Source organism: Streptomyces sp. ISL-94 (genome assembly GCF_018614075.1).
Lineage (GTDB): Bacteria > Actinomycetota > Actinomycetes > Streptomycetales > Streptomycetaceae > Streptomyces.
This window is the reverse complement of sequence record NZ_JAGGOZ010000107.1, coordinates 44,635-51,138: the sequence shown is the minus strand read 5'-3', so window position 1 is coordinate 51,138 and position 6,504 is coordinate 44,635. Positions and strand designations below refer to the sequence as shown.

The following is a 6,504-nucleotide window of genomic DNA, read 5'->3' as shown; positions in this document are numbered from 1 at the left end:
TCACGCAGGCGGCTTGACACGGTCATTGAGATTCTCCTTTGGTGAGACGGGTGGAAAGGGTCTCTCCAGTACCCCCCGGCAGGCGCACCGCGTCACGACCCGGAATCACGTGGCTTGACGGACTGAAGCGACCGCTGGTATCGAACGGGCCGTCGCCCGCGGCGTGACCGAATCGTCACTGGCGTCCCGCAACAGTCGGGGCCGTCCGGGTGTCCTTCAGGGCATGGAGAACGAAGAGCCGCAGCTCGCGCACCGTGGTGACGGCTGCCTGGTCGGGATCGTGCGGATACCCGTGAAGATCATCGCGGTGCTGGTCGTGCTGCCCGTACGGGTGGTCTGGGACCTGCTCGCCGCGCTCGGGCGCCTCGTGCACCGCCACCTGCTCGCCCCGGTGTGGACGTATGTCCTCGCGCCCGTGCTGCGCGGGCTCGGGTGGGTCGTTTCTACCCTGCTCAAGCTCGTCTTCGTGTGGCCGTGGGTCGGGCTGTGGCGGTACGTCCTCCTGCCGGTGGGCTCGTGGGCGTACGCGTACGTGTTCGCCCCGGTCGGGCGCGTGCTCTCCGCGTACGTGCTCCGCCCGCTGGGCCGGGCCATCGCCTGGCTCGCGACGCTGACCTGGCGCCATGTGGTGGTGCCGGTCGGGCAGGCGATCGCCTGGGCGGCCATGACGGTCCACCGCCACCTGCTGCTGCCGCTCTACCGGTACGTGCTGACCCCCCTCGGGCGGGCCCTCGCCTGGGCCTGGCACGTGGCCGGGGTGATCACCGGTGCGCTGTGGCGGGCGTTCAAGTGGGCCGGCTGGGTGGTCGTCGGGTGGCCCCTCGCGCAGGTGTACCGGTACGTGCTGACGCCGGCCGGGCACCTCCTGCGCGCGGTGTGGCGGACGGTCCGCGACACCGCCCGGGAGATCCGGGCCGAGGTGGCCAGGGCGCTGTTCGGTACTCCTCCCCGGGAACCGGCGAGGTCACGGGCGCGTACTCTGGGTAGTACGACAGCCGCCGACGCGGCACCCGCTGACGAGATCTCCCTGCACCAACGGCAGGGGTGAGCCGGAGCGGGTCGAGAAGACCTCAGGGCGACGCGCGAGCCGCGGAGCCCCGCACAAGGAGAAGAACCACTGGGCAAGCGACAGCCCGAAGGCCCGCCTCCCGCACCGGTGGTGCAGCGCATCCGACTGCGCTACACCAAGCGCGGCCGCCTCCGGTTCACCAGCCACCGTGACTTCCAGCGCGCCTTCGAGCGGGCCCTGCGCCGCGCCGAGGTGCCGATGGCGTACTCGGCGGGCTTCACCCCCCACCCGCGCGTCTCGTACGCCAACGCCGCCCCGACCGGGACCGGCAGCGAGGCCGAGTACCTGGAGATCGGCCTCGCCGAGGCCCGCGACCCCGACAAGCTGCGCGAGCTGCTCGACGAGTCGATGCCGACCGGGCTCGACATCATCGACGCCGTCGAGGCCCGCACCTCGGGCCTCGCCGACCGGCTGACCGCCTCCGTGTGGGAGCTGCGCCTGGACGGCGTGCAGCCCGCCGAGGCCGAGCGGGCCGTGGCGGCCTTCCTCGACGCCGAGAGCGTGGAGGTCCAGCGCCGCACCAAGAACGGCATGCGGACCTTCGACACCCGGGCCGCCGTCGTCAGTCTGGAGGCCGTTCCGGCCCCGGCTGATAGGCCTCTGGACCATGCCTGTGCGATACTGCGCCTGGTTGTTCGGCATCTGACACCTGCCGTGCGACCCGACGACGTCCTGTCCGGTCTCCGAGCTGTGGCCGACCTGGCGCCGCCGGTCCCCTCAGCGGTGACCAGGCTGGCGCAGGGGCTCTTCGACGAGGAGTCCGGCACGGTGACCGACCCGCTCGCGCCCGACCGCGAGGCTGTCACGGCCGCCCCACCCACGGCCGCCGTAGCCGCCGACGCGAAGGCGCCGGAAGGTCCCGCCGCGTAGGGATCGTCGTCGTCGCGCCGCCCTGGCACTCGGGAGCCACCTGGGTCGGGCAGCGCACAGACCTGAAGACTTCCGCCAGGCCGTACGGACCATACGTACGGAACCGGCGGCCATGGACTACAGCTCCCGTGTGGCGAACGCGCCCCGGAGGCCGGCTCCGCGCTCATTACGCGAAGCCGTGCCGGACCGGAAGTCAGCCGCGGCGCCCGGGGGCGTGACGGGAGAACCGCCCGCAATGCCGAACAACGAAATCGATACCACCGCCGACAACACCAGCCCGAGCGACAACCTGCCTCCGCGCAGGCGTCGCCGCGCCGCCTCCCGGCCCGCCGGGCCGCCCGGCGCCACCGCCGCCGAGGCGACACCGGTGAGCGAGGCCGCTCCGGCCGCCCCCGTGGAGGAGGCCGCCCCGGCCGCCGCCCCCGCCCGTACCCGCCGCCGTGCGACCCGTGCCGTGGCCGCTCCCGAGGCTCCGGCCGCGGAGGCCGTCGTCGAGGCGCCGGCCGCTGCGCCGGCCGCTGCCGCTGCCGCCGCCGAGGAGCCCGCTGCTCCGGCGCCGCGTGCCCGGCGCCGTGCGACCCGCGCCGTCGCCGCCCCGGAGGCTCCGGCCGCCGAGGCCGCCCCGGTGGTCGAGGAGGAGGCCCTGGCCGCTCCCGCCCCCCGTACCCGGCGCCGTGCGACCCGTGCCGTGGCCGCTCCCGAGGCTCCGGCCGCGGAGGCCGTCGTCGAGGCGCCGGCCGCTGCTCCGGCCGCTGCCGCTGCCGCTGCCGCCGCCGAGGAGTCCGCCGCCCCGGCGCCGCGTGCCCGTCGCCGCGCGACCCGCGCCGTCGCCGCCCCCGCTGCCGAGGCCCCCGCCGCTCCGGCCGCCGAGCCCGCCCCGGCTCCCGTGGCGGAGGCTCCGGCCGCCGTCGCCGAGGAGCCCGCCGCCCCGGCCCCGCGTGCCCGTCGCCGTGCCACGCGCGCCGTCGCCGCCCCCGCTGCACCGGCCGCGCCCGCCGAGGAGGCCGCCGAGGCCCCCGCCGAGGTGGAAGAGGCCCCCAAGGCCGCCGCCCGGACCTTCACCGTCGCCGACGCGCTGGACTCCCCGAAGCGCGGCGGCCGCCGCCGCGCCACCCGGTCCTCCGCCCCGGCCGCTCCGGCCGCCCCCGCGCAGCCCGCCGCCGAGGCCGAGGCCGAGGCGCCCGCCGCCCCGGGCCGTGCCCGCCGCGCCGCGCGTCCCGCCGTGGCCGTCTTCCAGGCCCCGGTCTTCGCCGAGCCGATGTTCCAGACCCCCGAGACCGCCGCGATGGCCGCCATGGCCGCGCGCGCCGCCGCCCCGGACGAAGAGGCCGAGGAGGAGGAAGAGGCCGAGATCGAGGCAGAGGCCGTCCAGACCCTGGCCCCGCAGCCGGCCGGCCGCCGCCGTCGCCGTGGCCGCGGCGCCGCCGAGGCCGCCCCGGTCGCCGAGTCCGGGCCGATGTCCCTGCCCGAGGTGCTCGCCGAGGAGGAGCCGGAGGCCGAGGCCGCCGAGCTCGAGGAGGAGTACGAAGAGGGCGACGAGTCGGGCGAGCGCCCCTCGCGCCGCCGCCGTCGCGGTGGCCGTCGCCGCCGCCGTGGCGAGGCCGCCGACCTCGATGAGTCCGCCGAGGAGGAGGCCGCTGCCGAGCAGGAGGCCGACGAGGAGGAAGAAGAGGAGTCCGAAGAGGCCCTCGGTTCCAGCTCCAGCCGTCGCCGCCGCCGTCGCCGCCGTCGTAGCGGTGAGCCCACCGACGTCACGGCCGAGGCCGTGGGCGAGGAGGAGGGCGTACGCACCGTCGTCAAGGTCCGGGAGCCGCGCCCGGCCCGCGAGCGCGCCGAGTCCACCTCCTCCGACGAGGTCCAGTCCATCAAGGGCTCGACCCGCCTGGAGGCGAAGAAGCAGCGCCGCCGCGAGGGCCGCGAGCAGGGCCGCCGCCGCGTGCCGATCATCACCGAGGCCGAGTTCCTGGCCCGCCGTGAGGCCGTCGAGCGCGTCATGGTCGTCCGCCAGAGCGGCGAGCGCACCCAGATCGGCGTCCTCGAGGACAACGTGCTCGTCGAGCACTACGTCAACAAGGAAGAAGCCACCTCCTACGTCGGCAACGTCTACCTGGGCAAGGTCCAGAACGTGCTGCCGTCGATGGAGGCCGCCTTCATCGACATCGGCAAGGGACGCAACGCGGTCCTGTACGCCGGTGAGGTCAACTTCGAGGCGCTCGGCATGGCCAACGGGCCGCGCCGCATCGAGTCCGCCCTCAAGTCCGGCCAGTCGGTCCTGGTGCAGGTCACCAAGGACCCGATCGGCCACAAGGGCGCCCGCCTGACCAGCCAGGTCTCGCTGCCCGGCCGCTACCTGGTCTACGTGCCCGAGGGCTCGATGACCGGCATCAGCCGCAAGCTGCCCGACACCGAGCGCGCGCGCCTGAAGACCATCCTCAAGAAGATCGTCCCCGAGGACGCGGGCGTCATCGTGCGCACCGCCGCCGAAGGTGCGAGCGAGGACGAGCTGCGCCGCGACGTCGAGCGTCTCCAAGGCCAGTGGGAGGACATCCAGAAGAAGTCGAAGCAGATCTCGACCTCTTCGCCGAGCCTGCTGTACGGCGAGCCGGACATGACCGTCCGCGTCGTCCGCGACATCTTCAACGAGGACTTCTCGAAGGTCATCGTCAGCGGTGACAGCGCCTGGGAGACCATCCACGGCTACGTGAACCACGTGGCCCCGGACCTGGCCGACCGGCTGTCCCGCTGGACCTCCGAGGTCGACGTCTTCGCGACGTACCGGATCGACGAGCAGCTCGCCAAGGCGCTCGACCGCAAGGTGTGGCTGCCCTCGGGCGGCTCGCTTGTGATCGACAAGACCGAGGCGATGATCGTCATCGACGTCAACACCGGCAAGTTCACCGGTCAGGGCGGCAACCTCGAGGAGACCGTCACCAGGAACAACCTGGAGGCGGCCGAGGAGATCGTGCGCCAGCTGCGGCTGCGCGACCTGGGCGGCATCGTCGTCATCGACTTCATCGACATGGTCCTGGAGTCCAACCGCGACCTGGTCCTGCGGCGCATGCTGGAGTGCCTGGGCCGCGACCGCACCAAGCACCAGGTGGCCGAGGTCACCTCGCTGGGCCTGGTCCAGATGACCCGCAAGCGGGTGGGCCAGGGTCTGCTGGAGTCCTTCTCCGAGACCTGCGTCCACTGCAACGGCCGCGGTGTCATCGTGCACATGGAGACCCCGACCGCGATCGGCGGCAACGGCAAGCGCGCCAAGCGCCGCGCCGGCAAGGCCGAGTTCGACCAGCACGAGCACGAGATCGAGACGGTCGAGGCGGAGGCCTTCGAGTCCGAGGCCGAGGTGGCCGCCGAGGCCGCCGCGCCGCGGGCGCTGCCCGAGCCCGAGTTCGTCGCGGACGAGGAGCTGTACAGCAGCCCGGCCGAGGCGGAGGCCGCCGCGGGTCTGAGCGGCCGTCGCAACCGCCGCCGCGCCACCCGCAAGGCGACCGCTCCGGCGGGGGCCCCGCGCGGTACGGCCGCTCCGGCGCCGGCAGCGGCACCGGCCCCCGTGGCCGAGGTCGTCGCCGAGCCGGTCACCGAGCCGGTCGACACGGTCCTGGAGCCGGCCGCCGAGGTCGTCGCCGAGGCCGTGGAGGCCGCCGAGACGGTCGAGGCCGCCCCGGTCGAGGAGGCCGCGCCGAAGGGCCGTACCCGTCGCCGCGCGACTCGTAAGGCCACCGCCCCGGCGGGCGCCCCGGCCCCCGCGGCCGAGGTGGCCCCGGAGCCGGAGCCGGTCGCCGTGCCGGAGCCGGTCGTGGAGCCCGAGCCCGAGCCCGAGCCGGTCGTCGCCGAGGCCGAGCCCGAGCCCGTAGCCGAGGCCCCCGTGGCCGAGGCCGCGCCGGCCCGCCCCCGCCGGCGTGCCACCCGTAAGGCCACCGCCCCGGCCGGTTCCCCGGCAGGCGCGGCCGAGGCCGCCATCGTGGTCGTGGAGACCCCGGCTGCCGAGCCCGAGGCGCCGGCCCCGGCCGAGGCCGAGGAGCCCGCTCCCGCCAAGAAGGCGGTCCGCAAGACGGCCGCCAAGAAGGCGACCACCACGGCGAAGAAGGCCCCGGCCAAGAAGGCGGCGGCCGCGAAGAAGACCGTCGCCAAGAAGACGACGGCCAAGAAGACCGTGGCGAAGCGGGCGACGAAGAAGACCGCGGCGGCGGAGCAGCAGACGCCGCCCTCCGTCTCGGCTCCGACCGAGGGCTGATTTCGGCCTCGCGGTCCCCGCTCCACCCCCGGCCCCGCCCGGCACCGGACTTCCGGCGTCGGGCGGGGCTTTTGTCTGGACTCTTGGCGGATCTTGGTTCGGATGTTACCGATCTGTTAATAAATAAGATCCTCCGATGTCGGACATCGTCAGTTGTCGGAGGTGCGTACGGCGGGCGATGGTGTGCCCAACGCTTCAATGCGGCTTGTCACGGGTGGGGATCTGCGACAACCGGGGGGAAACGGCCGAGCGCGCTTGACCACGCGCTTTGATGCCCTTTTCATCACTTAACTCCGTTTTTTGCTCCATCGAATTCCAGCCGCGGTGC

At 74.2% G+C, this 6,504-nt stretch carries 3 protein-coding genes; all 3 read left to right on the top strand.

Going from position 1 to position 6,504, the window contains the following annotated elements:
- Positions 1-223: 223 nt before the first annotated feature.
- The 3 genes from J7E94_RS28435 to J7E94_RS28425 all read left to right on the top strand — a co-directional run bounded on the left by J7E94_RS28435 (position 224) and on the right by J7E94_RS28425 (position 6,176).
- Complete coding sequence (locus tag J7E94_RS28435; RefSeq protein WP_215019664.1) at positions 224-1,048, top strand: hypothetical protein; 825 nt, start codon at positions 224-226, stop codon at positions 1,046-1,048.
- A gap of 111 nt (positions 1,049-1,159) precedes the next feature.
- On the top strand, positions 1,160-1,939 hold the full coding sequence (locus J7E94_RS28430) for a TIGR03936 family radical SAM-associated protein (protein ID WP_215019663.1): 780 nt from the start codon (positions 1,160-1,162) through the stop codon (positions 1,937-1,939).
- A gap of 235 nt (positions 1,940-2,174) precedes the next feature.
- Complete coding sequence (locus J7E94_RS28425; protein ID WP_215019662.1) at positions 2,175-6,176, top strand: Rne/Rng family ribonuclease; 4,002 nt, start codon at positions 2,175-2,177, stop codon at positions 6,174-6,176.
- Positions 6,177-6,504 lie beyond the last annotated feature (328 nt).